This window comes from Spiroplasma endosymbiont of Tricholauxania praeusta, assembly GCF_964019535.1.
Classification (GTDB): Bacteria; Bacillota_I; Bacilli_A; order Mycoplasmatales; family VBWQ01; genus Spiroplasma_E; species Spiroplasma_E ixodetis_A.
The window spans coordinates 1,259,207-1,286,019 of sequence record NZ_OZ026450.1; the positions used below are offsets into that span (position 1 = coordinate 1,259,207).

Here is a 26,813-nt window from a genome sequence, read left to right on the forward strand (position 1 = left end):
TTATTTATTAAAATATCCATTAGGATATTTACCATTTCATACTATATCTGTACTATAATATCAATTTTGAAAAGATATATCAAATTTTCTTCTTAATGGTTCATCTGCAAAATATAACACAAATTTATAATCTTTTTTTAAAGTATCATTAGGATTAGTTGTCCAAATAGTTTGAACACCTCATTCAACTTGTTTATGTGGAGTTAAATAATATTTAACTCCACTAAGATTATGGGTAAGCACCCCCCCCATGATTAATCCTATTGTTCCAGTTGTTGCACCAGTTAGTGCTAATGCTAATGTTATTTTACTTAAATTTGTTTTTATTCATGTTTTCATCTTAAATTACTCCTTTTTTCCTTGATTTTACTTATAAATTGTACTATTTTTGATTATTTTTACAAGTATGCTTTTAAATGCAAAATAACGCCTAAATTAAAGGCGTTTATTTTATGAGACCTATACTATTAATTATATTGAAATTGTTTATTATATAGCAAATGTGAAGATACTTTTTTTCACAGTAGCATTATTTTTACCCCTAATTACATTTTTATATGGATACAGTGCATAAAACAGAGCATCATAAGGGTCTTGATACATATTTTTGTCAGGAATATTAGTTTTTGTTTCATCATAACGTAATTCTTCTAAACATTGAGTTGTTTTTGGTAAATCATCTTTATTTGCGTAAAAGTTTCCATAACTCATAATATTTCTCATTCAAACTACTCTATTAGTTAATCCGGCTTCTTGATTTAAATTTGAAGCATGTTTAATAGCAGTTTGTGTTATTAAAATAGTATTGTGTTCATCAATTAATTTTTGATTTAATCAATCCATTGCTGTTCTTGCTTTATCATCATAAAAATAAATTGCTTGTTCAAAATTTTCAAAATTATCCATTAATCCTAAAATTTCATTAACATAAGCATTAATTTTTTCATTTTCATTAATAAAATCATTTGGAGTAACTACTAATTCACAAATAATATAAGCATCATAATAACCAGTATTATTATATTCTTTAAAACCAACTACCATAAATACAGTATGGTCTTTTGGTCCCGTAGCTCAATCAATACCAACACTATAAAAATCAAATTTATACATTTCTTTTTCTTGATTATAAAATTGTTTTAAATCATATGATTGTCAATATTTTACTGTTTTTTGAAATGGGAAAATTGTTGCATCGCTATCTAAAAATTCAAAACCATAATAAACAGTATTATATTCATCTGGATTACTTTTTTCCATTTCTAATAATGTTCTTTGTTGAATGTCAGGTAATTTATTTCAAAATGGTTGAATAGTAAATCTTAAAACAAATAAACCTAAACCACTAAACATATCTTTATTTTCATAATAAACTTTACCAATTTTTTTAAGATTTTCAATTATTTCATCATTTAAAGGTAAAAAGGGAGTACAGTATTTTAAATAAAATGGATGATATTTATCATAAGGATTACATGTAAAAGTAATAAAAAAACTTTTATAAAAATAGCGAGTAATCAATTTTCCAAAAGTAGGACTATATATATTATTATCAATAAAAGTTCAACTTCATTCTTTAATAGGTTCTTTGGATACTTTAATACGATTACTTCTAAACATAGAGTTTTGTAATCTTTCATATCGATATGTTAATTGCTTTTCTGTCAAAGTTTCTTTTTCTTCTGCCATTATTATTTCATCTGTTCTTGAACCTAAAAAACTTGACCCACCTGCTTCTTTTCCAAAAATTTTATTACCATTAGCATAACCAATAAAGTCAATTTGTTGATTACTTGGAAATATAATACATCCCCCATCCTTAGTAATTTTTCATTTAATGCCATGTGGATTATTAGGTAATAAATTAATATTATATGTATCTAATAAAACTTGACAAACATTCATTAAAGCACCAATTGTAGTTTCACTATGAGTATTTTCATATCTTCTTACTTCTTGAACACTACTATCACTAAAATTACAACATATAAATAAATCAAATGCTAAACAATTTCAAGTTTTTCTTGTTCCACGTGCAGTTGGTACAAAACGATAAAAACAATTAGTTGTAAAAAATTCTGCTCATTCATCACCAACAAATGCTTTAAAAATATCTCAGTTAAAACCATAATTATTATCACTAAAATTAAGATTATATTTTTTATTTAATTGTCCATAACTACTAATAAAAGCCATATTTACTCCTTATTTTTTAAAAAAAATTAAACTTAAATTATTAACAAACAAAAATTAGAAAGGAACATTAAAAATGTTTATATTACCATTCGCAAATCATTTTGATTGAGACAAACATGATTTTAATCAAGATAAATTAAGTTTAAAACAAACAGAAGAATTATTTGCAAAAATAGATGATTATTTATGAAGTATATGTGATAAATCTGAATATAAATCATATAGATTTAGACAACGAAAATTAAAAGCAAAAAAAGGTTTATTAACTTATAAACGACGTATTTGTACACATTATAACACAAAAACACAAAAAATGGAGTACGTATCATTATTAGATAATTATCTTGGTGTTAAAAAATATAGTAAACTTGCACCTAACGTTATTAAACAAATTTTAAAATATTTTGCTGATGGTAAAAAGTATCGTGATGTTTGTGATACTTTTATTGAAGATTTAATAAGTAATAGTACAGTTTGTAGAACATATCAAAAATTTGAATTACCAAAAGCAAATATTCCCAAAATACCATTACAACCAAATCAAAATTTATATGTAAATATTGATGATGGTCATCGAAAATTTAAGTTTAATGAAAAACACAATACTAAAAATTGTAAAAAATGTTCGATGAGATTAATAGTAATGTGTACTGGTAAAAAGAAAAATGGAAAATTAATTAATAAAAGAGCTGTATGTAAAATAAGAGTTTCAAAAACAGAAATTGGTGCTGAAAAAACCGCAAAATTAATAGAAAAATATGGTAATTTATTTTTTGAAAACTTTGACCAAGCAAATTTAATAGTTTGTGGAGATAGTGCAAAATGAATTAGAAAAACTGCTACAATTTTAAATGCTAAATTTATTTTAGATAAATTTCATGCTTTTCATGTTTTATTTCTTGGTATAATGGCAGGAAGAAGAAAAAATCAAATTGCTAAATTACACTATCAAAATGCAATAAATTTATTTGCCAAAGGTGAATATTATGAATTAATTGATTTTTTACAATCATTAACTTTACAATATAAAAAATTAAAAGTTCGTTATTTTATTAATGCCAAAGATGGTTTATTAAACCAAGCATTAGTTGAAAATATTGGTTGCTTTACTGAAACTAATATTAAACAAATTTTAAAACATATGATTGGTGATAGAACTTATAATATTGATATGTATACAAAAATGGTTAATTTTAAATGCTATCAAATAAATACAGCCATCCAGTTATTATAAAATAAAATTAAAGATTTTAAAAAAACAAAAATAAAATAAAACTTATTAAAGATGCTTTAATAAGAATTTTTGAATTATAAAAGTAAGTATTATTGTTGACTAATATTTTTCAAGTGTTAAGATTAACTCACAATTGCATATTGAAGTCAAAATTATTCTCGTCTAACTTTATAATTTTAAGACAAATTTGAATATTATTGACAACATCGGTACGCTCCCTTTATTTTTATTACTTAATGAGTTTTATTTTTTAACTTTTTTAATAAATTTTTCTTGATTTTTAAAAAGTAATATGCTGATAGTTTTGGTTTAATATATTTTGTTAGATATTTAATTATTTTTTTCCGTCATTAATAATTTTTAATTTTGAAAAAATATTTAATTTATTAATAAAATCCTTTCATGTCAAAACTAGTGTTAATTATATAACCAATTGTTTTTAGAATACATTCAGTTTTTTTAAAATTAATGTTCTGGTAAAAAATCTAAGAAACAAGAATAAATCATTCCAAAAACAACATATTAACTATTTTATATATCTTTCAACGATGAAAGTCCATTTTTAAGTAAAAAATATATGTTATAATTTAATAAATAAGTAAAAAATATTATAGTTAGGGTGAGAAAATTGAAAAAAAAAATTGGTATTGTTGCTGATTCCTCTTCAGGATTTTCAATTAAAGATTTAAAAGAAATGAATATTGGATTTTGTCCATTATTAATCACTTTTAGTGATGATACAACTATTACTGATGACCCTAACATTCTAAAGGATGAAGAATTCTATAATAGAATAGTTCATGAAAAACAATCTGCCAAAACTTCGCAAACACCACTTGGTCAAATGAGTATAATTTGAGAAGATGCTTTAACTAAATTTGAAAAGATTATTTTTATTCCTTTATCAAAAGGGTTATCGGGTCAATATAACACTGCTACTATGTTATCAAAAGAATCTAATTTTAAAGATAAAGTTTTTGTTTTTGATAGTAATGGTGTTTCAGTTATTAACTGACTATTAGTTAAAAAAGCATATCAAATGTCACTTAACGAAAAAAATAATGTTAATGATATTATAGAAGCACTAAAATTAATAAGAGATAACTATATAGCATTTATTTTACCTTATGATTTAAATTATTTAGTTCGTGGTGGTAGAATTTCAAAATCAGCAGCAGCCTTAGCTACTATGTTAAAAATAACTCCAATTTTATCTTTTGACGGAACCATTGATAAATTTGATAAAACAAGAACATGAGATAAAGCTATTAAAAATACTCTTAAAGAAATTAATAAAAATAAAAAAATAGAAAGTATTACTCTTTTTTACATTATTCATGCTTTTGCTGAGGCAAAAGAAATAGAAAAAGTTACAAAATTTGTTAAAGATTATGGCATTAAAAACGTCAAAACTATTAATTTAGCAAATGTAATTTGTGCTCATACAGGAATTGGAACCTTCAGTTTTGTTGCTTTTAATTTAGATAAAGATAAATTACCAAAATTATAATAATAAAAAATTCACTTTTATGAGAAACATTTAAAAGTGATTTTTAATAATGGCAGGGGTGGCAGGACTCGAACCCACAACACTCGGATCTGAAGGCCGATGTTCTACCATTGAACTACACCCCTAAAATATTTAATTTAAATAGTACATGTTCAATTTTACGCGAAAGAAGTTTTAAGTTCAATTAAAATTTCATTTTTTTTATTTTTAATTCACATTTATCACAAATTCCATGAATTTCTAACTTATAATGTGAAAAATAAAAATTATTTTTAATCGCTAATTTTTCAAGTTTTTCTTCTTGTAATGGTGAAATTTGTTGTTTATCTTCGAAAGAGGCATGAATAATTTTATTACAAAAATTACAAATAATATGAACGGTATTTTCTGATAGTTCATAAATTATTTGTTTTCCTTCAAAAACATTAGCATGAATAATATGTTCTGTCATTAATAAATCAATAGTATTATAAATACTCATAATATTAATATTATCATTACCTTCTTTTGTTAAAAAACTAATAATATCATTAATACTAACATGTTGCTTAAGCGTTAATACTTTAATAACTGCTTTACGAACATCAGTTAAACGATAGTCTTTATCTTTCAACTTTTGGATAATATTTTCAAAATTTTTATTCATACTAATCTCCTGATAAAATATAATATTACTTTTTTTTATTTTCTGATGATTCTAATCTCTCAATTTCATTTATTAAATCTTGAACTGTTTTTGTTTGTAAATCCAGTAATTTATTATCATCAATTTTTACATGATGCTCTTCTTCTAATTTAAGAACAATCATTACTAATCCAAGAGAGTCAATTTTTACATCTTTAAATTTAGTTTTCGGTGTAATTTTTTCTTTAATCTCTGGATAATCCTCTTTAACAATTTTATGAATTTCACTTAAAATATTCATAAATTCACTCCTAATTTAAATCATTTTTATTAATAGTTATACTTAGTATAACATAGAGCATTAAATTTTATTTGTTATTTTAAAATATCATTCTAAATAATCTAGTTTTAAATTAGTATTATATTCAACTCATACAGCATTATTTAAAATATTAAAATGAAAAATAAAATTATTAATTTTTCATTGTGGAAATGTTTTAATAATTAACTTTAAAAATATGTATTGAAATAAATCTTGATTAAATTGTATTTTATATATAATCTGTGACTGATTTGCTAAGATAGTACTATTTTTATCTAAAATAATTGTAATACTTTCATTTAATTTTTTAATATCAATAGCTTCTACAACTATCTCTGGATTTAAATTTTCTTTTTTATCATCTACGGTCTCTAATTCTACATCATATTCTTTTACCATTTCATTTAAATTTTTATTAGTTGAAAAATTTTTGATAATAAAAAATAATATAATACTTAATGTAATAGTGATAGTAATAATTAAAATGCTAATTTGTAACTTACGTATAAACATTTTATACCTTTATTTGACTATGAATTAAATACTTATAATCAATAAAACTAAAGTTATCACTACTATAAAATTTTAATATTTCATTGTAAGTTAAACTAAAATTAGTAGCTGCCACTCAATTTTCACTATTATTTCTTATTAATTTTTTAATAAAAATAGAATGATATGGACCACCAATAATTGGTTCACTACTTTCTTCAATAAATTTTAAATTAATATCATATTTAAAAAAGGTTTGAAAATAAAATGGAATATTTATATTAAAGTGAAAATCTTCAAATCTTGGTAAGTCAAATTGATTTTTTCCTATTTCATCATTCAATACTATTTTATTTACAATGCTATTATAAATAGTGCTATAAAATTCTAAATAATATTCATCAATATTTTTTTTATTACGTAATAAAAAAGCTGGTATTTTATTATTTTGATAAAATTTTGATAGATTTTCATTAATATTTAATGATGTATTTTGTTGTAAATCAAAATTATTATTAAATATTAATATTTTACGTAATATTGTTTCTTTATCATTATATCAATCTTTTACTTTTGGAAAATGCGATACTAGATAACGTTTTATTTTTATTGGCACTATATTTGCAGTATTAATATTATTACCAGAAAACTTAAAAACCTCATCTAATCTTGATTTTCCACCAACTATCATGTTCTTCATAATCGTTTTAGAAAAAATATGATAAAATCCTTTATCAGAGAAATTTGTCGTTAAAATAATGGGATTTTTAATTTCTAAATTAAAATTTGTTGTAATAAACATTTTTGGTTTAATTTGTAATTGATACTGTGGATTACTATTAAAATAAAAACTAAGTGATCCATAATTATGTTTATTATTAATATGACGAATTTCCTTTAAATTACTAGGTTTTTTACAATTAAAACTATAATTTAAAATATTTACATTATCTTTTTTAATTGCTATTGCTGGTAAAATTATCTTATAAGTTTTCATAACCATATGCAAAAAAGAAATATCAGCATATGGACCAAGTTTATTATTTTCAAGTAATTCTAAATATGAAGAAGTAAGAAATACTCACTTAATTGATTTAGATATCACAAGTTGTCCACTTGCTTGCTTAATACTACTATAATTCAAATCATATTGAAACGTTACATCGTCAAGTAATCCTTCACTTGTTCTTTGTTAATATCAAAATCATAACTATATGCTTCTACAATTTGAAGTTCAATATAATAATAACTGCTTTTTTGCAAAGTTTGGATCGGAAAGCCAACCACTGTAAATCTTGGAATTAAAAATAATTCTTTTTCATAAATGGGGCTGTTTTTTACATCACTTGTTAAATTCATCTTTTGTTCTAAAAAACTACGCGAATTCAATAAATCAATGCTATTAATATTCATTTTATATCCTTAAATTAAATATAAGTATAAAAAACGCTTAATAGCCGTTTTTTCTAATTTTTCATATTCTTTGATATGATAATATTTTTTTCATCAATTTTTATTTGATTTAACTAAGAACGTTCTAATAATATAACTATATTCATTTTTTGGTAATAATGCTAAAACTGTATCAACAATTTGCACATGTTTTTCATAATTTTTTAAATCCTTATTTATCAGTATCTTATTAGCATAGTGAACACTATCCTCTTTCAAAACATAATTTTCTTTAAAATTATTATTTGCTAATGTTAATTTTGCTTGTTCATATTTAACAAAAATAGCAGCAATTAGTTGCTTATCAGCACTTATTTGTTCTTTCATTATTATTACCTCAATAATAATTTAAAAACAAATAATTATTTTTCCTCTATTTTATTTCTATTTAACTTACTAATTTTAATATGATCTTGCAAAATAAGTTCAGACACTATTAGGAGTTTGACACTTAAAACAATTACTTGGTTTTTTATACGGTTCTAAAGGAATACAACGTGATGTTGTACCAGTTAAACTTTTAATTTCTTCTTCACACTTTATTTGATCACAAAAAGGTACAATAAAGAAACCTTTATGAATTTTAACTAATTTATGATATTCATTAAAATCTGTTAATTCTTTTAAACTTGTATTTAATTTTTTTTGTGAACTATTAAATAAATCTTTATTTAATTTATTTAATTGATTAATAATAGTTGTTACTAATAATTTTTCATTATTAATTTCAACATCAATAGTATCTAAATTATGACGTAAAATTAATTTAATTACTTGGTTTTCAATTTCTTGCTCACCAATTGCAATAGTAATTGGAATACCTTTAATTTGACTTTCACTTTTCTTATAAGAAAAACTTTTATTATCTTCATTTATTAATACTCGGAAATGAGAACTTAAAATTTTAAATATTCTTTCAACAGTTATTTTAACTTTATCACTTTTAGGTGATAAATTTAAAAGCATAATCTGATGCGGTGCAATTGTAGATGGCAATACTAAACCTAAATCATCGCTATGTGCCATAATTAAAGCACCAATTAATCTTGTCGATACACCTCATGATGTTTGATATCCTAATTCTTGTTTATTGTCTTTATTGCTAAATTTAATATTAAATACCTTTGTGAACTCTTGGCCAAAATAATGACTAGTACCGGCTTGTAATGCTTGTCCATCTTGCATCATAGTTTCAATTGTATATGTCATTTTTGTCCCAGCAAAACGTTCGTGAATTGTTTTTGCACCAACAATAACTTTAATTGCTAATTGTTGTTCAACAAAATCAGCATACAACTTAATCATTTTTAATGTAAAGTTTTTTGCTTCTTCATCGTTATTATGCATTGTATGTCCTTCTTGTCATAAAAATTCACTAGTTCTTAAGAATGGTTTTGTATTTTTTTCTCATCTAACAACATTGCATCATTGATTATATAATAATGGTAATTGTTTATATGAACTAATTATTTTTGAAAAATGACGACAAAATAAAACTTCTGAAGTAGGACGAATAATTAGTTCCTCTGATAATTGATTATTTCCAACTTTAGTTACAGTTGCACATTCTGGTGCAAAACCCTCAATATGATCTTTTTCAACTTGAAATGCTTTTTGACTAATTAAAAGTGGTAACATTACATTTTCAATATTTAAAATTTTAAATTTTTGATTTAATAAATGTTGAATATTTTCTCAAATTGCATATCCGCGAGGACGAAAAATAATGGTACCGGCTGCCGAACCATTTTCTGCACCATAATCACAAAGTTCTGCTTGCTTAATAACATCAGTATATCATTTGGCAAAATCAATCTCTCTTGCTGTAATATTTTTATTCTTTGCATTATTCATAATGATCTATTCACCCTTCGTTGATTGACTTTTATGTCATTTCCAATAATTTGGATAATTTAAAGCATCTAGCACTTTATTTGCTTGTTCTGATTCTAATACTTTTCCTAGTAAATAGTCAACCTTTAATCCTTTTAAAACAATAATTTCAGGAACATTAATAATACCACGAGCTAAAATATTTTTAATACCTAAAATTCTTAAATAATGCAAACAAATAATAACATCAATATATTTACTAAAACTAAAAGTAACTTGTTCTAATAAATTAGAAGTTAAAACTACATAATCAGGCTTAAAATGATTAATTAATTTAAAATTATCAATATGACGTAAATCATGAGTAAAAGAAATTTTTATTTTATTACTACGAATAGTTTTAATAATTGAATCATACTTATTCCAACTATTAATTTCACCAATATCTTGAAAATCAAAAATTAAATCACAATTTTCAAAAAGATTTTTTCTCTTATTAACAAGAGCAATCAACTTTGTTAAAATAGTTTTATCTTGTAACTCAATTAAACTAACAGGAAGAATAAGGTTTTTTTCTTGTTTTAATTTCGCAAATTTTTCAAATGTTTGAATAAATAAAGGTTCATTTACTTTTCATCACAATCCTGAATCTTGAATATTACGCATCAAAACAATAAACGAAACATAATAAGAGTTTTTAACAAAATTTCATCAAGCATAGTAACAATTTGGCTCATTTGAATTATCACTTTTATACACTGGTCTAATACTAACACTTAATAATTTTTCCATTTGCTCTGATTGTAGAAGCGAATAATGATTATAATCAGGATAATTTAAAATATCATTTGTCTTCAATTTAATTTCAATTAAGTCTCTACTTTGTACTACTTCTAATTGATTCTTATCAATAATTTTATTATATAATATATAGACATTTGAAGCATCAGTTTTTACTGAAGCATAAACACATAATATTTGACTTTGAATCTGCAAATAACTACTTTTTTCTACTAAATTACGTTTAATATAACTATTTATTTTTTTTTGGAATCGATATAAATTTATTTTCTTATTTCTAGAATAAATTAAAAACTGACCATCATAATATTTACAAATAATAGTATTATCTAATCCTAAAGTTATTTTACTATAATATGAAATTAATAACTCCATTCGTTCAATATTATTAACAGTTAAAATATTTTCTAATGCTAAATAATTTTTTATTTTTATTAAAATCATATATTCAAATTGACTATTTATTTTTTTATTATATTTTTTTTGACTAAAATTATCTAAAATAGTTTGCACAAAAACTGACTTTACCACTGTTAACTCATTTTGTTGTAAAATAATTGCTTGTGAAATAGCAAAACGATTATAACGAATATTACTTTGCATTTGACCATACAAAACTTTATTATTATTATCAAAATAATCAATTGATAAATCATAAACAATAACTTTACTTCCTAATTGAAAGGAAACCGAAAAATGACACGGCTCAAATGGAACTTTATTCACTAATAAATCTTGAATAAAAATTTCAATTTTTACTTTAGTTTTACGATTCATCATTGATTTAAATACAAACAATGAAATTCTTTTTTTACGATTTAAAACTTCTAAGCGTTCAGAAAAAGTAATAATTTCATTTTTTAAATCAATTTTCAATGGAACTAAACTTAACAAATCACCATGGATAACATTATAATATTGATTATTACGATGATTTAAACGCATAAATAAAATAATTATTATTGTCATAAAAGGAATTAAAGCAATAATTACAATTGCAGATCAACGCATAATTTTACCTCCATTTAATCAGAGCCTAAAGTAATATTACCATTATTTCCTTGGAAAAGTTTTAACTTTAGTCTTTGATTATCAATATATAATTTAGCTAAACGAAACATTTTGCGATCTTTAACCAAAATTCAATCAATAGCTTCAACAGGAATTGTTTCATATATTTGAACACGATTAGTATCAACATTTAAACCTCAATCTTTAACAGTGTTTTGAAATAATTTATGAATATCAACAGAAATAATAGCTATTTTATTAACATCAACATTTTGCTCTGCACATCACTTTCAAAAAAAATGACGTGTTGAATTACCTAACTCTAATTCTAAATAAGTAGCATGTTCTAAATAAGTTCAAACAATATATTCTTGCTTTGGCAATAATTTAATTTGTGAAGAAGGTTTAATTCCTTGTTCTAATATTAATGTAATGTTACTAACATCAGTATAAAAAAATAAGTTAAAAATATTTTTATTTTCTAAATGTTTAATAATTTGAATAGTTGATCTTCTTCTAAAATTTAAAAAAATATTATTGCGCTTTTTATTATTCGTTAAAGTAGAAGATTTATTAGTTTTTTTTTGTTTTTTAAACCTATTAAAAAAAGGATTTTTTTTTTCATTGTCTTCTGATAATTTAGAAATATCCAAATTAGGTTGATTTTCATCACTAAAATATTCTTTAATTTTTTTAATTCGTCGACTTCAACCCATAAATTATGACCACCTTATTATTAATATTTACCTAATTATACTAAATTTTTTTAAAATAATGGTGCTAAAATTCTAAGCAATAATAAAAATACACCCCGATAGGCAAAACTACGATGTAGTAGTGGATTACTAATAATTAAACTAGAATGAATAAAATCTTTTTCAAATGAAGCAGATAAATCACTATTTGTTTTACTATCATAAACAATTACTAAAGTTTGATGATCTGAATAAAGACTACGATAATCAAGATTAGTTGAACCAATAATAGTAATATCATCATCAAAAATACCAGACTTAGAATGGTTAAAAACATTATTATATTCATAAATTTTAACACCTGACTCAATCAATGAATCATAATAAGTTCTTGACATATCTAATGATAAAAATTTATCAGTAATTCCGGGTAATGATAATCTAACATCAACACCAGAATAAGCACTATTACGCAATGCAGTAATTAAATCGCTAGTTGGAATTAAATAAGGAGTACTAATTCAAACTCGCTTTTTAGCATTACTAATAAATTTAATAAATAAATCTTTTTGAATTGTTTCTTTAGTAATCGGTCCATCATCAATTACTTGGACAATAATATTATTTTTAATTTTTATTTCAGATTTTTCAGCACTAATATCAAGAATATTACCAGTAATAAAATGCCAATCTTGTCTAAATATTAAATCAATTGATTTAACAGCTTCCCCGACAATTCTAATTTGGGTATCTCTTCAAAAGCCATACTTTGCAGAAAGATAAATATAGTTATCTGCTAAGTTAACTCCACCAGCATAGCCAATATTCCCATCAATAATGATATCTTTACGATGATTACGAAAATTATAATTTCCTGTCATAAATGGTAATCTAACTGGTGAAAATTTATGAATAATAATTCCCATTTTTTTCATTTTTCATATTTTATATTTAGATAAACTAAAATATGAACCAACAGCATCATAAATCATATAAACTTTAACTCCTGCTTCAATCCTTGCTTTTAAAACATTAATAATTACTTCTAATAGTTCCCCTTCACCAAGAATAAAATAATTAATAAAAATATAACTTTTTGCTTGTTTTAAATCTTCAATTAATTTAACAAATTTATTAGGACCATTATTTAAAATTTGAACATCAGTATTATTATAAAATGGTCGATGAGAAATTCTTGTTGTATAGTTAAATAAAGATAAAGTATCATCACTCAAAGTTATTTTTTTTGATTCTAAAATTGAATTAGTAAAAGTTCAATCTTCTTGGGTATAAAAATAACTATTTGTTTTTAAATAAGCTTTTTGTTTTCGTCGATAACGATAAGGACGACCAAAAGTTCAATATAAAAAAATACCGATGATTGGCAAACATAAGGTAACCATAATTCATGATAGTTTTGCATCTTGCATACGATTGGTAATAAAAATAATAATACCAGTTAAAATAGTTAAAGTAATAATTATCATCAAAATAATTCATGAATATTTAATATAATTAAATATAACGAAAACTATTGTTGCAATCAAAGCAATATATAAGATTAATGATAAAAGTAAGTTTACTCGTTTACGCATGATTTCTCCTTAATATAAAGAGTTCTTTATTAAATTATATCTAATTATTAATAAATTTATTATTTAAAAGTAAAAAAAAGCAATTAATGCTTTTTAAATAATGGCGGAATGGGAGAGATTCGAACTCTCGCGACAGTTTCCCGTCCTAACTGATTAGCAATCAGTCCTCTTCAGCCTCTTGAGTACCACTCCAAAGTTATAATAATTATTTTTTTTACAATTATTATTATAACTTTAATTTTAAAATTTACTATGTATTTTTTAATTTTTTTTTAAAAATCCTATATTCCAAAATAAAATTTCACTATTTTTTAAATTAAATAAATAATATATTACTAAATTTGTTACAAATTTATTTATTACTTGAAACCACTATTCAATAATCTAATTAATTTATACAACACAAACATTGCATTGATAATTTTCACTATCCTCTAAAACCTCTTGACGAATACGAACATAATAAATTGATGAACAACCTTTTTTAAAGGCTCTAATATAAGCTTTATTTAAATCACGAGTTGTCGCTTTATCAGTAATAAATAAAGTTAAAGAAATTGCTTGATCAACGTGTTGTTGTGCTGCTGCTACAATATCAATAATTGGATTAGGGCCTAATTCATATCCACCTGCAGTGTAATATGCTAAATTATTATCATCAATCTTATAAGCAGGAACATAAACACGACCTAATTTCCCTTCTTTTCGTACCTCAACAGGAGCAACTACCGGTTGTAGACTTGGTGTACATGAAGATAAATAACTAATTGAACCAGTGGGTGCTACTGCCATTAAATGTGAATTAGCCAATCCTGTTTCTTTAATTTTTATTACTAATTCTTTTCATTGCTTCTGAGTTGGAATCATAATGTTATATTTTGCAAATAATTCTTGTATTTTTTTTGTTTCAGGAGTTCATTTATCTGACTGACATTTTATATATTTATCAAAATATGAACCATCAGCAAATTTTGAATTTTTAAATCCACTAAAACTTCCAAATTTTAATGCTAATTTATTTGAAGCACTAAAAGCATGATAAGCCATAACATAAAAGAAAATATTAGTAAAATCAATTGCTTCTTTTGAATCATAAAAAATATGATTTGTTGCTAAAAATCCATGTAAATTCATAGCGCCTAAACCCAAAGCATGATTTTTTTTATTTCCATATGCAACTGATGGAGCACTAGAAAAATCACTACTTCTTGATACGTGGTCTAATGAATGAATTGCTTGAAAAATAACCTCACCAAATTCACTTCCACTTTCCATTACTTTTGCAATATTAATACTTCCTAAATTACAACTAATATCTTCACCAATTTCTTTAAAACTTAAATCACTATTAAATTCACTAGCTGTACTTACTTGAATAATTTCACTGCACAAATTACTCATAACAATTCTACCAGGATGAGCATTATTTTTATTTACTGTATCATCAAATAATAAATAAGGATATCCACTTTCAAAATGTAATTCAGCAATCATTTGAAATAATTTGCGAGCACTAATAAAATTTTTACTAATATCAGGGTTTTTTAACATATTATAATACTCTTTAGTAATAGAAATATCTGTCATTGCTTTACCATAAACTTTTGCAATATCATAAGGACTAAAAAGTGCCATCTGTTCATTATTTTTTGCTAATTCAAAAGTAATATCAGGAATAACTACTCCTAAAGACATTGATTTAATACGAATTTTTTCATCTGCATTTTCACGCTTTGAATCTAAAAATAACATAATATCTGGATGATGAACATTTAAATAAACTGCCCCAGCACCTTGTCTTTGACCTAGTTGATTAGCATATGAAAATGAATCTTCAAGAATTTTCATAACCGGGATAACCCCTGTTGCTTGATTTTTAATATTTTTAATTGGCGCTCCAAATTCTCTTAAATTTGTTAAACACAGAGCAACTCCACCACCACGTTTTGATAACTGTAATGAAGTAGTAATAGCTCGAGCAATTGATTCCATGTTATCTTCAATTCGTAAAAGATAACATGAAGTGTATTCACCTCTTTGTTTTTTCCCTACATTTAAAAATGTGGGAGTAGCTGGTTGAAATCTACCAGACATAATTTGTCTTAAAATTTTACTAGCATGTTCAATATTACCATCAGCAAAAAATAAACTATTCATAACAACTCTATCTTCATAATTTTCTAAATATTGTTTACCATTAAAACTTTTTAAAGCATAAGAATTATAAAATTTTAAAATACCCATAAAACTTGTAAACTGATAATTAAAACTGTATGCTTCATTTGTTAATCGTTCAATTTCCGTAATTGAATATTTATTAATTATTGTTTCATCATAATATTGATTTTTTACTAAATATTCTATTCTTTCTTTAACGGTTTTAAAAAGCAATAAATTTGGTTTAATATGATTTTTCATATAAGATTGTGCTGCTTGCAAATCAAATTGTGCATTATTAGTAGTTTTTGCTCTAGCATTTAAAGTAACATATTCATCACTTTCTAAAGTTCCAGATAAAGTATTTATTTCATTAGTATTTTTTTTATCTTTATCTCAAAAATCTACTAATATATTTTTTATTGTTGATACATCATTTTGAGTTCCTAATAATTCAAATTGAAATAATAGTGGGACATTTAATTTTTTTGAAAGAATTGGCCCAGCAATCGCAAAAGTATCACCAAAATTAGTATTCCCCGACGCAATAACACCACGACAAAAATTACGATTTTGCTTGTTATTTAAAAATTTAATTACCTGTTTAGGAACTGCCCCTTCTTTAATATCGCCACCCCCACTATATGTTGGTGTTATTAACACATAATCTTTATCAACTAAAATTTCCTCTTGTAAATCGTGAGGAATTCTTGAATTTAAAACCTCTAATTTTTGAATAAAACGATGAGTATTATTTGACAAAGAAGAAAAATAAACAACATGAATTTTTCCTTCTGGCTTTAATATTTTTTGGTTTGAAACTTTTACAACATCATTATGCATTTTTTTACTCCTTTAAAATTAAAATTCTCAATCTTCATCTTGCGTTTCTACAGTAATGCCCATTACATAAGATGAACCATTACCTGAAAAGAAATCGTGATTTTCATCAGCTCGAGCTGATAATTGATTAAAAATTTCCGGTTTAATTCTTGTTTGTTCTTCACTAAAAGGTGAATCATATCCTAAATTTTGTAAAAACTTACCAGCATTATATAAACTAAACTTAATAGCGTCTTCAGTTAAATTAAATTCTTGATATAATTCTGTCAAATATTGCTTTTCTAAATCAATTAATTTAAACAATAAATCAAATACAAATTTTTTCATTTCTTCTTGTTTTTCTTTTGGTAACTTTTCAACTTTTCTTTGATATTTATAGCCACTATAATAATTATGAATAACTTTATCACGTAAAATTAATCTAATAATATCTGAAGTATTAGGTAATTTACTACGAGCAGATAAATAAAATGGTAAATAAAAACCACCATATAATAAAAAACCTGGCATTAAAGCGGCAGCTACTTTCGATTTTAAAGGATCATCACTTGTATAATAAGGAATTAGTGCACGTGCTCTGGCTTGTAAACTTTCATTATTAATTACTCACTCATGAGCAGATTCAATCTGCTCACTAGAACATAAAGTTGAAAAAATTGTTCCGTATGATCGAGCATGAACTGCTACCATAAAAGCAAAATTTGTATAAATAACTTGTTCATGATCAGTTAAAGAATTAGGTATTTGTGCAATATCACCAACCGTTGCCTGAATTGTATCTAATAAAGTTAAACCTGTAAATGTTCTTGTTATTAACTCTTGTCATTTTGGATTTAATGTTTTTCAAGAAGTCAAGTCATTAGAAACAGGAATTTTTTCTGGTAACCAAAAATTTTGAGTAATACGATTTCAAACTTCTAAATCTTTTTCATCATTGATTACATTTCAATTTACAGATCGCATTTTTCCATTAAAATTTTTCATAATATACTCTAATGGTGACTGTGATTGTTGAAAATATTTGTTATCTTTTGCCATTTATTATTACCCCTCTACTTAATTACACAACTAAAAACATCCCCTATATTATATAAAGGATGTTGTCATTATTAAAAATTACTTTATTAAAATTACAAATATTAAAAAATAAAAGTAATTATTAAAAATAATCATTAATTCACACCCAGGAATATAATATCACTTAAAAAATTAGACCGGTCTACTGGCTTAGCTTCATTTTACTTGTTACCCTTCTCAAAGTTTTATCTTCAATGGTTTTGTAACGTTCATCAACATCACAGTTGCTGGGGCAGCAAAGAATTCTCATCTTTTTCCCGAACATCTAAAGTTCCTTGTTATTTAGTTGTATAAATATTCTACTACAAGAAAAACAATTTTGGTAATTTATAAATACATTACTATGTATTTTTTTAACCTCAACTATTTTAAAATTATTCTTAATTTTTTTATTATGAAAATTTTCATTTTAATATACAAAAATAATTTAATATATTTTACTATTGTTTTTTAAAGTAAAAAAACATTAATCTTTATACTTTATTTGTTAATAATTTTTTTTCAACTTTTTGTAATTGTTTAATAAAATCATTAATAGTGCCATTATTTTTAACAATAAAATCAATATCTTTATTTAAAATTAAATATTTTTTTTGTTGATTTAATAGTGAAATAACTTGTAAATCATTAACATTATCACGTTCTTTTATTCGTTGGATTTTTTTATCTTCCTCAGCCTCAATTAAAAGAATTTTATCAACTAATAAATTTAAATTTGCATTAAATAATACTGCACAATCAATAACAATTAATTCTTGGTGTATTTTATTACGAATAATATCTTCTTCAACAATTTTTACCATTTTTGGTCAAATAATATTTTCTAATTTACGTAAAATATGAGGGTGTTGAAACGCTTCATACCGTAATTTTATTTTATTAATTGTTTTATCACTATTAATAAAAGTATTACCGAATTCATTAATTAATGCTTTTTTTGTTTCTTTTAGTGTATAAATATGTTTAACAACTTTATCAACAAAAATAACATACGCACCTTTATTTTGAAAAAAATTTGTAGCGGTTGTCTTACCTACTCCCGCTTCACCAATAATACCAATAATCATGAGTTCACCCTTACTTATGTTCAATTTGATAACTTGCAAGAATACCAATCATTGCTGCATTATCAGTACAGTATTCTAATTTTGGAACAATTATTTTTAAATTTGGATATTTATTTTTTAAATCTAATACTGCTAATCTTAATTGCTGATTAGCACTAACTCCTCCTGCTAAAACTAAAGTTTTTGGATTATGTTTTTTTAATGCTAATTCAATTTTATTAATTAACACTTGAATAACTGTTGTTTGAAAAGAAGCTGCAAAATTATTAAATTGTAACTTACCTTTTTCTTTATTTATCAAATTAGCACATGCTGATTTTAAACCACTAAAACTAAAATCTAAACTATTATCATTTTTAGGTAATGGTAATTTATAAGTTGGCTTTCCCAATTTAGCACTTCGTTCAATTTCAGGACCACCGGGATATTTTAAACCTAACATTCTTGCAACTTTATCATAACATTCACCAACAGCATCATCTAATGTTTGACCAAGTATAGTGAAATTTAAATGTTCATTTGCCAACATCAACTGTGTATGACCACCACTAACTAATAAACCAAGTACTGGAAATTCTCATTCATTATTAATTAAAGAAGCATACAAATGTCCATACAAATGATTACATGGAAGCAATGGCTTTTCTAAATAAGCAGCAATAGTTTCTGCTATAATTTTACCTACGTGTAAACAACTAGCAAGACCAGGAGTATTAGTATAAGCAATAAAATCAATATCCATAATTGAAATGTTAGATTTTTCAATTGCTGTTTGTAAGACAGTAGCAATATTTTCACTATGAGCTCGTGCTGCTAATTCTGGAACAACACCACCATATTGTTGATGAAGCTTAATTTGTGAAGCAATAATATTACTTAAAACATTTTTATCTTTAATAACAGCAACACTAGTTTCATCACAACTAGTTTCTATTGCTAAGATTATCATCAATATCCTCTTCTTTATAATAAGCAACTGCTGATTCTAAAGCTAAAATCATCATTTTTTTAAAACTAGTTTCGCGTAATGTTGCTGAAATTGATTCACCGGTAATAAAAGAATCAGAAATTGTTAATAAACAAGCAGCATTTTTTTCTAAATGTTTTGCATTAGCAAATAAAGCAAAAGATTCCATTTCTACTGCTAAGCATTTGCTAATTAAAGGATTAGTTTTATAATCATTATCATTAATACGATAAAATACATCACTTGAATGAATTAAACCTGATCTTAAATTTATTTTTTCACTTACTATATACGAAGAATTTTCATTTTTTTGCTGATCAAATTCATTATCAATTTTTTGTGCCACTTTATTAATAATTTTGCTAATATTACCAACAGATTCAATTTGATTTTCATCAATATTAGCAGCATATTTAGCGAAAGTAGATTCACTATATACTTTAGTAGTATTAATAATATCATAAATTTTAACATCTTTTTGATATGACCCAGCACTACCAACACGAATAATACAGTCAACATCATAAAATTTAAATAACTCATATGAATATATACCAATTGAAGGCATACCCATACCACTAGCAGCAATAGTAATATTATATCCTTTATATTTTCCAGTAAACATTAGCATATTACGAACATTATTTACTTGTTTTCAATCTTGTAAAAAATTAGAAGCAATGAATTGAGCACGTAATGGATCGCCTGGCATAATTACTACTTTTGCAATTTGATCACGAGCAGCTTTAATATGAGCTGTTGGAATTTTTTCTTTATTTTCCATATATTCTCCTTTTTTTAAATAATAATAGTTATTATAATATATTGTTAATTTAGTAACAACATTAATATTTTTAATGACTGGTTTTTTATTTTAAAAATTAAATTTAATTTTATAACTTTTCATACTAATTAAAGAAAATAAAAAATAATCTAAAAAAGTTTAATCAACACCTTTTTAGTTTTTTAGTATAATTTACTAAAACTAAATAATGTTTAGTTTATAAAAAAACTCATTTACTTTATTTTAAAGTAAATGAGTTCTTATTTTAAAAAGGTGGGAAACATAAATGTTTAAAAATTTAACTAAAGGAAATAAAAAAGAAATAGAAGAATGCCAAAGAAAAATGAAAAATTCTTCTGAAAAGCAAAAATATTTACAACAAAAAATATATTTTGAATGAGAAAAATTAGATAAAATAAATTGGATAACAGAAGCAGAACGAGTAGTTGAAACAAATAATACTATAAAACCATTAGAACAAAAATTACGAAAAGAAGAAAAAAAATGAATAAATAATTATAAACAAATAGAAGTAATAAAAAATAGACCATATTGTCAAGAAGAAAGAAAACAACGAGAAGCATTAAAAAGTCAAGAATTTGCAAAATTAAAACATGTACGTATGAATGAACCATCTATTTATCATGATGGAACTTTTGGTATAGTTTTTGATACAGTTTTAAAAACTGGTGAAAAGTTAAAAGGTTCATGGAATGAAACTAATAAAATCAAAATTAATGAAACACCTAGTTGTTCTCAATGAGAAAGAAGGGCAAATAGCAATCCATATAGTTCTCCATTTAAATAAGTTTTTATATTTAAAAATAACTAATCTCATTAATGAGATTAGTTATTTTTTATTTCTATTATAAACTAAACACTTATTGCATTTATTTTTAAATGACTTAAAATATAATTAACTTCTTAAACTTAAGAAGTTATTGGGGAAAAACAAAAAAAAGGAGAACTTAATGAAAATATTAATCAAAACATTAAGTGTTTTAACACTTGCAACAACCACAGGAAATTTAACGAGTTTCTTAAACTCAACTATACAAGAAACTAATATTACAAGTAATTATATTGAAAATAAAACACAGCAAGATACTGGAATGGCAACCCTTTTTAGGACTGTTTTTTGGTAGACACTTGTTTTTGATAATTAACTGGAGTTAGGTAGTTTAAGGTGCTGTGAATTCTTATGTTGTTGTATCAATTGATATAATCAAATAATTCTAATTTTAATTTGATTAATGATGTAAAATTTTTATCATTAATAAATTCAGTTTTGAAAGTTTTAAAAGTTGCTTCAGCAACAGCATTGTCATAAGGACAGCCTTTTTTGCTTAAAGATCGAGTTATGTTGAATGCTAATAAAAGTTTATCAATAGTTTTATTATTAAATTCGTTACCGCGATCGCTATGAAATATTTCAATATCTTTTAAACAGCGATTTGAGTGCATAAATGCTTGATATACTAATGATGCATCTTTTTTAGTACCTACACTATGTCCAATAATTTCGCGGTTAAATAGGTCTATTAATAAGCAAATATAGTTTCACTTACCATTAACTTGAACATAAGTTAAATCACTAACAATAACTTCATTTTTAATTTTATTATTAAAGTTTCTATTAACAAGATTGGTAATTTGACTATCATTGACTTTATTATGATGATTTTTGAATGATAATTTAGTGTATTTTGATATTAAATTATGCTTATTCATAATTTGTTTAATTTTTCTGCGTGATAAATAAATTTCTTGGTTTGCTAGTATGACTTTTAATCTTCTAGTACCATAAACTTCTTTATTTTCTTTAAAAGCACTAATAACAGCTTCATCATAAATATTATTTTGATTTTTATTTTTTTTCTTTAAATTAAAATAATATGTTGATTTAGAGAGTTTTAAAAAACGACACATTGTGCGAATTTTATATTTAGATTTATTATTTGCAATAATTTCTATTTTCTGCCTATTATTAGTGCTGCTTGCTTTAAAATATCATTTTCCATTCGTAATTGTTTTAATTCTTTATTTGCTTGAATTAATTGTTTTTCTAAATCAGAAAGATTATCTTTGGTTTTAAAACTGCCTGAATTAGTAAATTGCTTAATTCATTTATAAGTAGCCGCTCTTGTAACGTTATATTCTTTAACAAGACAAGATACTGACTTGCCACTTTGATATAAAGCTACTATTTGTTTTTTAAATTCATCTGAATATGAGTTAATATTGGCCATAATTATTTTCCTTTCTTTTAACTAATTTGTGAACTTGTCTACGTAATTAGTGTCCAATAAAGTGTAACCCATCCATACAATTTACATTGATAAAGATGGAAAGCAAGTAACAACTAATCAACATTTTTTAACAGACATAGATAGTAAAGAAATCATTCAAATTGGATTTTATAAAAATGAGAAAGAAGAAATTCAAGTTGTCAGAATGCCAAAAACAATCGAAAAAGTGCCAGAACAATTACCACGAGAAATAACATCTCTATGCGATATGTTTTTTAATGCATCAAAATTTAACCAAGATATTTCAAAGTGAGACACTTCTAATATAACAAATATGGATGGCATGTTTTATGGTGCTTCAGCATTTAACCAAGAAATTCTAAATTGAAATACTTCTAAAGTAACAACTATGTGAGCTATGTTTTATGGTGCTGCATCATTTAATAAAAGTATTTGAAAATGAAATACTTCAAAAGTAACAAATATGGGTGTTATGTTTTTTAATGCTCACTCATTTAATAAAAGTATTGCAAACTGAAATGTTTCAAATGTGACAAATATAGGATATATGTTTTATGGTGCTTCAGCATTTAACCAAGACCTTTCAACCTGAAATACTTCTAATGTAATATATATGAGTTGCATGTTTTATGGTGCTTCATCATTTAACCAAGACCTTTCAACCTGAAATGTAGAAAAAGTAACAGAGCATAAACATTTTAGTCTTAATTCAGGAATTGATAATTCTAATAAATTACCAAAATTTAAAAACTAAAAATTTTTTCCTAATATTTATAAAAATATCTTTGTATTTTACAAAGATATTTTTATTTCTATCATAAACTAAACACTTATTACATTTATTTTTAAACGACTTAAAATATAATTAACTTCTTAAACTTAAGAAGTTATTGGGGAAAAACAAAAAAAGGAGAACTTAATGAAAATATTAATCAAAACATTAAGTGTTTTAACACTTGCAACAACCACAGGAAATTTAACGAGTTTCTTAAACTCAACTATACAAAAAAATAATATTACAACTAACTATATTCAAAATAAAACTCAACAAGACACAATTTATATTGACAAAGATGGCAAACAAATAACAATTAGTGAAAGAGATTTGTCAAATATAAATAGTAAAGAAGTTATTCAAATTGGATTTTTTAAAAATAATCAACAAATACAAGTAGTAACAATGCCAGAAACTATTGAAAAAGTTCCAAAACAATTACCACCAGAAATAACATCCTTGAGAGAAATGTTCATAGAAGCCAAATCATTTAATCAAGATATTTCAACATGAAATACTTCTCACGTGACAGATATGGCTTATATGTTTTATGGTGCATCAGTATTTAACAAAAATATTTCATCTTGAAATACTTTTAATGTAACTGATATCAGTTACATGTTTACACGTGCTTCAGCATTTAACGAAAATATCGGAAACTGAGATACATCAAAAGTAATAAACATGAGTAGTATATTTTTTGAAGCAACTTCATTTAACCAATACCTTTCAACATGAAATACTTCTAATGTAACAAATATGAATAGTATATTTAATGGTGCTTCAGCATTCAATAATGATTTATCAAAATGAAATACATTAAATGTAAAAAATATGCATGCTATATTTTGTAATGCCACTGCATTTAATAAAGACCTTTCAACATGAAATACTTCTAATGTAACAAATATGAGTTCAATGTTTTATGGTGCTTCATCATTTAACCAAAAAATTCTAAATTGAAATACTTCTAATGTAACAAGTATGGATTTTATGTTTTATAATGCCACTACATTTAACGAAAATATTTCAAAATGAAATACAAAAAATGTAACAAACATGAATTCAATGTTTTATGGTGCTTCATCATTTAACCAAGATCTTTCAAAATGAAATGTAAATAAAGTAACAAGTCATGAAGAATTTGCTATTGGTTCACAAATTGATAATTCTAATAAATTACCAAAGTTTAAAAACTAAAATCAAAAATTTTAATAAAAAAGTAATATCTTATTGACATTAAATAAATAAAAATGTCTTTAAAAATTTAAAGACATTTTTATTAAACTCATTTATTAAACAATATTATCAATTTACAAAGATAAATCTTTTTTAATAAGAAAATAATTTCCTAATGGAAATAAACCAAGAGGTACTATTAACATTATTGGATATTGTCAAGCAAAATCTAATGCTCTAATAGAAAAAAGCGGTGCTTTTGCTACTTCTGTAACACCGGGAGCAAGTGTTATATTTGGAATATCACCAAACTTAAATGGAGAATTTAATAAAGAAGCAATTGTCATATATTTAAAATATTTAAGGTACTCAAGTCCAGGCATAGAAGAGAATAATGTCATTGTTTGAAACAAAATAAATACTGTTGAAATACATGTTGCTACTGAAAGAGAAATAACTGACTTATTAAAGTAACTAATAAAAGTTCAATTAATTGATGCTCAAAGTAAAGCCAATAATATTAAACCCAAATTATATAAAACAAGATATCCAAATTCTTGAAGTTTAAAATCTTGAAATCTAATTGGAAAAATAATTAATTGAAAAACAAAAGCCGAACCATATAATATTAATATTGAAGAAAGCAAAACAAAAAGTTTTGAATTTAAAATAGTTTTTCTAGACATTGGCATTGTTAATCATGAAGCTAAATAACCTTTATCAATTTCTTTAGAAACTAAAATATGATTTAAAATTAAACTAAAAGAAAAAATTAATATTAACCCCGGAATACCAAAAAAAACAAAATTAAGATAAGTCATGCCACCTAATCCACCTAAACCTGATACTCCATGTTCTTCGCCAATGAATGTCATAGTTGGAGCAAGATAATCTTGTGTTAAAATGGGAACTATTAAAATACATAAAATTATAAAAAATAATATTAATGGAATTTTAACATTTTTAAATTGTGATTTAACAAATCTAAAATTAATCATTAAAATTTACCTCATCCTTATAAAATTTAATAAAATATTCTTCTAAACTAAATGGTAATTCTTTAAAATTATCAACTTTATAAAGTGATAATTCTTTTAAAAACTTATCAACATTAGTACTTAAAACATTCACTTTAATAACTTTTGTTATATTATTTTTTTCAATAATATCTCATTTTTTATTTAAGAAATCATTATAATCTTTCACTGTTGAAAATTTAATTTCATAATTTTTCTTAGCAGAATTTTGTATTTCCTTAATTGATATTTCAGAAATTATTTTCCCTTTTTTAATAATAGCAACTTTATCACATATATTTTCAATTTCGCCAAAAATATGGGAACTCATAAATATTGTTGCACCTTCATTTTTAGAATTTCTAATTAAAGTATTAAACCTTTCTTGCATTAAAGGATCTAAACCTGAAGTTGGTTCATCTAAAACTAAAACTTTTGGTTTATGCATAAAAGCTGAGATAATCGCTACTTTTTGTTTCATACCCTTAGACATTTTTTTAATTTTTCTTTTTGCATCAAGTTCAAAATAATTAATTAATTTTTCAACATATGCCCAAGAAATATTTTTTCTAATAGTAGCTACTGTCTTTAAATAAGCAATTCCTGACATATAATCAGGCAATGTTACTTCACCAGCTAAATAGCCAAGAGATTCCATAATTTTTGCCGATTCTTTTCAACAATCATAATCTAAAATCTTTGCAAAGCCAGTATCAGATTTAATAAAACCTATCATTTGTCTAATAACAGTAGTTTTTCCAGCACCATTAGGACCAATAAAACCATAAACTTCACCTTTGTTGATTGAAAGATTAATATCAAAACAACCAATATTTGGAGAATATTCTTTAGTTAAATTTTTTAATTGAATTATATTCATATTTCCTCCAAACTAAATTAATTCATGAAATT

The 26,813-nt window shown here is 24.0% G+C and carries 26 protein-coding genes, 2 tRNA genes and 1 riboswitch; of the genes, 6 read left to right on the top strand and 22 right to left on the bottom strand.

The genetic code is table 4. From position 1 onward, the window contains the following. On the bottom strand, positions 1–339 hold the full coding sequence (locus AACK96_RS06930; protein ID WP_338974069.1) for a hypothetical protein: 339 nt from the start codon (positions 337–339) through the stop codon (positions 1–3). A 150-nt stretch (positions 340–489) separates the two neighbouring features. Further along, positions 490–2,196 (bottom strand): hypothetical protein, encoded by a 1,707-nt coding sequence (locus tag AACK96_RS06935; protein ID WP_338974071.1) that lies wholly within the window; start codon positions 2,194–2,196, stop codon positions 490–492. A 73-nt stretch (positions 2,197–2,269) separates the two neighbouring features. Between AACK96_RS06935 and AACK96_RS06940 the strand changes: the two genes are divergently transcribed. Both AACK96_RS06940 and AACK96_RS06945 read left to right on the top strand, forming a co-directional pair. Further along, positions 2,270–3,430 (top strand): Mbov_0401 family ICE element transposase-like protein, encoded by a 1,161-nt coding sequence (locus AACK96_RS06940; RefSeq protein WP_338973625.1) that lies wholly within the window; start codon positions 2,270–2,272, stop codon positions 3,428–3,430. A gap of 628 nt (positions 3,431–4,058) precedes the next feature. After that, a complete protein-coding gene (locus AACK96_RS06945) occupies positions 4,059–4,940 on the top strand; it encodes a DegV family protein (protein WP_338974073.1) in 882 nt (293 codons plus the stop codon). A gap of 50 nt (positions 4,941–4,990) precedes the next feature. Here AACK96_RS06945 and AACK96_RS06950 read toward each other — a convergent pair. From AACK96_RS06950 to AACK96_RS07030, 17 genes are all read right to left on the bottom strand, one after another. Next, positions 4,991–5,065: transfer RNA gene (locus AACK96_RS06950), tRNA-Trp, on the bottom strand. 59 nt (positions 5,066–5,124) lie between these two features. Beyond that, positions 5,125–5,586, bottom strand: coding sequence for a Fur family transcriptional regulator (locus tag AACK96_RS06955; RefSeq protein WP_281748950.1), 462 nt, complete (start codon positions 5,584–5,586; stop codon positions 5,125–5,127). 25 nt (positions 5,587–5,611) lie between these two features. Beyond that, entirely contained in the window at positions 5,612–5,866 is a 255-nt protein-coding gene (locus AACK96_RS06960; protein ID WP_338974075.1) for an acyl carrier protein, read from the bottom strand. Between the two features lie 60 nt (positions 5,867–5,926). Continuing rightward, positions 5,927–6,400 carry a hypothetical protein gene (locus AACK96_RS06965; RefSeq protein ID WP_338961065.1) on the bottom strand — a complete coding sequence of 158 codons (474 nt, stop codon included), beginning with the start codon at positions 6,398–6,400 and terminating at the stop codon, positions 5,927–5,929. 1 nt (position 6,401) lies between these two features. Next, the gene (locus AACK96_RS06970; RefSeq protein ID WP_338974076.1) at positions 6,402–7,484 is read right to left on the bottom strand and encodes a hypothetical protein; all 1,083 of its coding nucleotides are present in this window, start codon (positions 7,482–7,484) and stop codon (positions 6,402–6,404) included. A 53-nt stretch (positions 7,485–7,537) separates the two neighbouring features. Beyond that, the gene (locus AACK96_RS06975; RefSeq protein ID WP_338974078.1) at positions 7,538–7,792 is read right to left on the bottom strand and encodes a hypothetical protein; all 255 of its coding nucleotides are present in this window, start codon (positions 7,790–7,792) and stop codon (positions 7,538–7,540) included. A 9-nt stretch (positions 7,793–7,801) separates the two neighbouring features. Next, positions 7,802–8,158, bottom strand: a complete 357-nt coding sequence (locus tag AACK96_RS06980; protein WP_338974080.1) for an MG284/MPN403 family protein — start codon at positions 8,156–8,158, stop codon at positions 7,802–7,804. Positions 8,159–8,233: 75 nt separating this feature from the next. Then, positions 8,234–9,685: a proline--tRNA ligase gene (gene proS, locus AACK96_RS06985; protein WP_338974082.1), complete on the bottom strand. Its 1,452-nt coding sequence runs from the start codon at positions 9,683–9,685 to the stop codon at positions 8,234–8,236. A 6-nt stretch (positions 9,686–9,691) separates the two neighbouring features. Further along, the gene (locus AACK96_RS06990; protein WP_338974084.1) at positions 9,692–11,476 is read right to left on the bottom strand and encodes a hypothetical protein; all 1,785 of its coding nucleotides are present in this window, start codon (positions 11,474–11,476) and stop codon (positions 9,692–9,694) included. Positions 11,477–11,490: 14 nt separating this feature from the next. After that, entirely contained in the window at positions 11,491–12,192 is a 702-nt protein-coding gene (locus tag AACK96_RS06995) for an acetyltransferase (RefSeq protein ID WP_338974086.1), read from the bottom strand. Positions 12,193–12,242: 50 nt separating this feature from the next. After that, positions 12,243–13,766 carry a cardiolipin synthase gene (gene cls, locus AACK96_RS07000; RefSeq protein ID WP_338974088.1) on the bottom strand — a complete coding sequence of 508 codons (1,524 nt, stop codon included), beginning with the start codon at positions 13,764–13,766 and terminating at the stop codon, positions 12,243–12,245. Positions 13,767–13,867: 101 nt separating this feature from the next. Further along, positions 13,868–13,958, bottom strand: a tRNA-Ser gene (locus AACK96_RS07005). Positions 13,959–14,159: 201 nt separating this feature from the next. Continuing rightward, a complete protein-coding gene (gene nrdE, locus AACK96_RS07010; RefSeq protein WP_338974089.1) occupies positions 14,160–16,766 on the bottom strand; it encodes a class 1b ribonucleoside-diphosphate reductase subunit alpha in 2,607 nt (868 codons plus the stop codon). Between the two features lie 18 nt (positions 16,767–16,784). Next, positions 16,785–17,804: a class 1b ribonucleoside-diphosphate reductase subunit beta gene (nrdF, locus tag AACK96_RS07015; RefSeq protein ID WP_338974091.1), complete on the bottom strand. Its 1,020-nt coding sequence runs from the start codon at positions 17,802–17,804 to the stop codon at positions 16,785–16,787. Positions 17,805–17,961: 157 nt separating this feature from the next. After that, a riboswitch (cobalamin riboswitch) is annotated at positions 17,962–18,127 on the bottom strand. A gap of 189 nt (positions 18,128–18,316) precedes the next feature. Further along, positions 18,317–18,910, bottom strand: a complete 594-nt coding sequence (gene coaE, locus AACK96_RS07020) for a dephospho-CoA kinase (protein ID WP_338961076.1) — start codon at positions 18,908–18,910, stop codon at positions 18,317–18,319. Positions 18,911–18,920: 10 nt separating this feature from the next. Further along, the gene (tsaD, locus tag AACK96_RS07025; protein ID WP_338974092.1) at positions 18,921–19,859 is read right to left on the bottom strand and encodes a tRNA (adenosine(37)-N6)-threonylcarbamoyltransferase complex transferase subunit TsaD; all 939 of its coding nucleotides are present in this window, start codon (positions 19,857–19,859) and stop codon (positions 18,921–18,923) included. After that, the gene (locus AACK96_RS07030) at positions 19,834–20,661 is read right to left on the bottom strand and encodes a purine-nucleoside phosphorylase (RefSeq protein WP_338974093.1); all 828 of its coding nucleotides are present in this window, start codon (positions 20,659–20,661) and stop codon (positions 19,834–19,836) included. The genes tsaD and AACK96_RS07030 overlap by 26 nt, the downstream gene beginning before the upstream one ends. Before the next feature lie 286 nt (positions 20,662–20,947). Between AACK96_RS07030 and AACK96_RS07035 the strand changes: the two genes are divergently transcribed. Both AACK96_RS07035 and AACK96_RS07040 read left to right on the top strand, forming a co-directional pair. Then, entirely contained in the window at positions 20,948–21,469 is a 522-nt protein-coding gene (locus AACK96_RS07035) for a hypothetical protein (RefSeq protein ID WP_338974094.1), read from the top strand. Between the two features lie 163 nt (positions 21,470–21,632). Then, a complete protein-coding gene (locus tag AACK96_RS07040; protein ID WP_338974095.1) occupies positions 21,633–21,806 on the top strand; it encodes a hypothetical protein in 174 nt (57 codons plus the stop codon). Here the strand turns inward: AACK96_RS07040 and AACK96_RS07045 are convergent. Continuing rightward, positions 21,787–22,910 (bottom strand): IS3 family transposase gene (locus AACK96_RS07045; protein WP_338973306.1). Its coding sequence is split into 2 segments (ribosomal slippage): positions 21,787–22,667 and positions 22,667–22,910, totalling 1,125 coding nucleotides; the frame shifts between segments, so codons are not numbered across the junction. The two genes, AACK96_RS07040 and AACK96_RS07045, sit on opposite strands and share 20 nt — an antisense overlap. A gap of 205 nt (positions 22,911–23,115) precedes the next feature. On the opposite strand from AACK96_RS07045, the gene AACK96_RS07050 reads away from it, so the two are divergent. Together AACK96_RS07050 and AACK96_RS07055 are read left to right on the top strand one after the other, a co-directional pair. Next, positions 23,116–23,685 carry a BspA family leucine-rich repeat surface protein gene (locus AACK96_RS07050; RefSeq protein ID WP_338974097.1) on the top strand — a complete coding sequence of 190 codons (570 nt, stop codon included), beginning with the start codon at positions 23,116–23,118 and terminating at the stop codon, positions 23,683–23,685. A gap of 165 nt (positions 23,686–23,850) precedes the next feature. Continuing rightward, positions 23,851–24,906, top strand: coding sequence for a BspA family leucine-rich repeat surface protein (locus AACK96_RS07055; RefSeq protein WP_338974099.1), 1,056 nt, complete (start codon positions 23,851–23,853; stop codon positions 24,904–24,906). 113 nt (positions 24,907–25,019) lie between these two features. Here the strand turns inward: AACK96_RS07055 and AACK96_RS07060 are convergent, their stop codons facing one another. Both AACK96_RS07060 and AACK96_RS07065 read right to left on the bottom strand, forming a co-directional pair. Further along, positions 25,020–25,883, bottom strand: a complete 864-nt coding sequence (locus tag AACK96_RS07060; protein WP_338974101.1) for an ABC transporter permease subunit — start codon at positions 25,881–25,883, stop codon at positions 25,020–25,022. Next, complete coding sequence (locus AACK96_RS07065) at positions 25,876–26,781, bottom strand: ABC transporter ATP-binding protein (protein ID WP_338974102.1); 906 nt, start codon at positions 26,779–26,781, stop codon at positions 25,876–25,878. The genes AACK96_RS07060 and AACK96_RS07065 overlap by 8 nt, the downstream gene beginning before the upstream one ends. Positions 26,782–26,813: the final 32 nt, after the last annotated feature.